Genomic DNA, 3,411 nt, shown 5'->3' with positions numbered 1-3,411 from the left:
TCGGCACGGCCTGTCGCGAAGGGGTAAAATTGGGGGTGGATTGAGCGGAATTATCGGCACGACGATCAAGAACGTTGTTATAAATCAGTATCTTATGTTTTTCGTGTGAATCCCTCCTCCGCTACCATCACAAACATCGCTGATGATTGCCTGTCGAGTGCTTCGGCCGGTCGCGACCAAGTGCGGCACCCATCGACACCCGATTACCGACAAGAGCGGCGACGCTTTGCCAACGGTGACTGTCCAAGCTGGACTGTTTGGCCGATCGTTGCCCTGCCGGTGACGTACGGAATTCCGGTGACAGTGCATTAATTTCCATTCTACTGGGGGGCGGTCCACCCTCTGCGTGAGATGGAGCTTTATTGCTGCATCGTCATCATCACGGCCTACTTAATCGGTTCGCTGTGCGCGACAATGTCTAAGGCTCGGCCGTGCTCTAGGCGCCGCCAACCCCCATGCACCCTCACGCCGACCCGCGCACCCGCGCGAGCAGCGCTTCCACATGGGCGATCGGGGTTTGCGGCAGGATGCCATGGCCGAGGTTGAAGATGTGCGGGCGGTCGCGCAGGGCGGTGGTTAGCCGGTCGATCGCGGAATCGAGTTCGGCGCCGCCGGCGAGCAGGGCGAGCGGGTCGAGATTGCCCTGGACCGGCAGGCCTTCGGGGAGTGCCGTGTTCGCCCAGGCCGGGTCGACGGTCTCGTCGAGGCCGATCGCATCGGCGCCGCTTTCCTTTGCATAGGCGACGAGCTTGCCGCCCGCGCCCTTGGGAAAGCAGATGACCGGCGTTTCCGGGTGGCGTTCGTGCAGCGCGGCGACAATGCGGGCGGTCGGGGCGATCACCCAGCGGTCGAACTGCGCGGGGCTGAGCGTCCCCGCCCAGCTGTCGAACAACTGCACCGCCATTGCGCCGCACGCGATCTGCCGCGAGAGATAGTCGATCGTCAGCTCGGTCACGACATCGATGATGCGCGCGAAGGCCTGCGGGTCGCGATAGGCGAATTCGCGCGTCTCATGCTGGTCGCGGCTTCCCTGGCCCGCCACCATATAGGTGGCGACGGTCCACGGCGATCCGGCAAAGCCGAGCAGGGTCGTCTCCGGCGGCAGCGCGGCGGCGACGCGGCGGACGGTTTCATAGACCGGGTCGAGCCGGTCGAGGGCGGGCGTCAGGCTGTCGATGTCATGATCCGCAAGCGCGGGGGCGAGTTGCGGGCCTTCGCCGGGCCCGAAGCTCAGCGCCTGCCCGAGCGCCCATGGCACCATCAATATGTCGGAGAACAGGATCGCGCCGTCGAAGCTGAAGCGGCGGATCGGCTGGAGCGTGATCTCCGATGCGGTCGCAGGATCGGTGGCGAGTTCGAGGAAGCCGCCCTTGTCGGCCCGCAGCGCACGATATTCGGGCAGATAGCGCCCGGCCTGCCGCATCAGCCACACCGGCGGGACGTCGGCGTGCTTGCCCTTCAGCACGGAAAGAAGTGGCGGCGTCATGCCCAGGTCGCACGCGGCGGGAGGCTCATCAGGATCGCGTCGATATTGCCGCCGGTCTTCAGCCCGAACAGCGTGCCGCGATCATAGACGAGGTTGAATTCGGCATAGCGCCCGCGCCATTCGAGCATCGTCGCCTCGTCCTCCGGCGTCCACGCTTCGCCCATTCTCCGCCGGACGATACGCGGATAGGCATCGAGGAAGGCGCGCCCGACATCCTGGACGAAGGCGAAGTTGGTGGCGAAATCGCCCTCCAGATGGTCGAAGAATATGCCGCCGACCCCCCGGTTGACGCCGCGATGCGGGATACGGAAATAGTCCTCCGCCCAGGCCGAGAAGCGCGGATAGTCGCCCGCCGGATGGGCGTCGCAGGCGCGTTGCAGCGTCGCGTGGAAATCGGCGGTGTCTTCGGCATAGGGAAGCGGCGGATTCAGATCGGCGCCGCCGCCGAACCAGCGTTTGGTGGTGGTCAGGAACCGGCAGTTCATGTGCACCGCAGGGACGTGCGGATTGGTCATGTGCGCGACCAGGCTGATCCCGGTGGCGAAGAATTGCGGGTCGTCGGCCGCGCCGTGGATCGACTTGGCGAAATCGCCCTCGAAGGCCCCGCCGACGGTCGACACATTGACCCCGACCTTCTCGAAGACGCGGCCCTTCATCACGCCGCGCACGCCGCCGCCGCCGGGTTCGCCGGACGGATCCGAGCGGTCCCAAGCCGTATAATCGAAGCTGGCGTCGGAGCCTGCCTCGCGCTCGATCGCCTCGAATTCGGCGCAGATCAGGTCGCGGAGATGCCCGAACCAGTGGCGGGCCTGGGTCTGTTCGGAGTCGAGGGGCTTCATGCGGCGAATAGCTTTCGGATGGAGTCGGGCGCGTGGGCCAGAAGGTCGCGCGCCAATGCTGCGGGATCGTTGCCTGCGCCGGCGACATGGGCGCTGCCGTCCTCGGCATAGAGTTCGGCACGGATCAGGCCGGTCGTGTCTGCCAGCGCCGCCACCGGCGAGTGGCACCCGGCGTTGAGCGCGGCGAGCAGGGCGCGTTCGGCCAGGACGCAGCCATGGGTCGGCGGGTGGTCCAGCACCGCCAGCATGGCACGCATGTCGGCATCGTCGCTGCGCGCCTCGATCCCCACCGCGCCCTGCGCCGGGGCTGGCAGCATCACGTCGAGCGCGATCGGGGTGCCGATATCGGGCCGCTGGAGACGTTCGAGGCCTGCCGCCGCCAGCAACGTGGCATCGGCCTCCCCCGCCGCCAGTTTGGCGAGGCGCGTGTCGACATTGCCGCGAAACTGGACGATCGTCAGGTCGGGGCGCATCCGCAGCAATTGCGCGCGGCGGCGCGGCGAGCTGGTGCCGACCGTGGCGCCCTGCGGAATATCGGCGATGGTGGCGGCGCCGATCAGCCTGTCGCGTACGTCCGCCCGCTGCAGCATGGCGACGATCGCAATGGCGGCGGGGCGGATCGTCTCGACGTCCTTCATCGAGTGGACCGCGCAGTCGATGTCGCCCTCCAGCAGGGCCCGGTCGAGTTCCTTGGTCCACAAGGCCTTCCCGCCGATGTCGGCCAGCGGACGGTCCTGCACGACATCACCGGTGGTCTGGATGGTGACGATCTCGGCCGCGATGCCATGGGCTGCGATCAGCGCGTCGCGCACCATCCCCGCCTGGACGAGAGCAAGCGGCGAGCCGCGGGTGCCTATGCGAAGGGGCTTCACGAATGCGCCGGATGATGACGGCTGTGCACTATTCCGACGGACATCCTTACCCCATCCCCCTGTCGCTTTGGCAAAAAGGTAAGAGCAGGCTCCGGCACTGTCGAACGATCTGGACAGTGCTGCGTAAGCGGAGCTTGATCAGCCAAAGGGGCCGTTGAGGCGCACGATGGCGTAATTCAGCCAGGAGGCGAAGCTGACCCAGAGCAGATAGGGC

General features: G+C 66.5%; 3 protein-coding genes. All 3 read right to left on the bottom strand.

All coding sequences use genetic code 11. The features are described from left to right. Positions 1–463: 463 nt before the first annotated feature. Genes hemE through hemC form a run of 3 tightly spaced genes read right to left on the bottom strand, consistent with a single transcriptional unit; the run spans position 464 to position 3,197 of the window. On the bottom strand, positions 464–1,486 hold the full coding sequence (gene hemE / locus KAY22_RS26440; RefSeq protein ID WP_296626060.1) for a uroporphyrinogen decarboxylase: 1,023 nt from the start codon (positions 1,484–1,486) through the stop codon (positions 464–466). Further along, positions 1,483–2,325: an oxygen-dependent coproporphyrinogen oxidase gene (gene hemF / locus KAY22_RS26435; protein ID WP_296626059.1), complete on the bottom strand. Its 843-nt coding sequence runs from the start codon at positions 2,323–2,325 to the stop codon at positions 1,483–1,485. Before hemF ends, hemE begins: the two co-directional genes overlap by 4 nt. Then, positions 2,322–3,197 (bottom strand): hydroxymethylbilane synthase, encoded by an 876-nt coding sequence (gene hemC / locus KAY22_RS26430; protein WP_296626058.1) that lies wholly within the window; start codon positions 3,195–3,197, stop codon positions 2,322–2,324. The genes hemF and hemC overlap by 4 nt, the downstream gene beginning before the upstream one ends. Positions 3,198–3,411 lie beyond the last annotated feature (214 nt).

This window comes from Rhizorhabdus sp. (assembly GCF_018006725.1).
Lineage (GTDB): Bacteria > Pseudomonadota > Alphaproteobacteria > Sphingomonadales > Sphingomonadaceae > Rhizorhabdus.
This window is presented reverse-complemented; position numbering and strand designations above follow the sequence as displayed.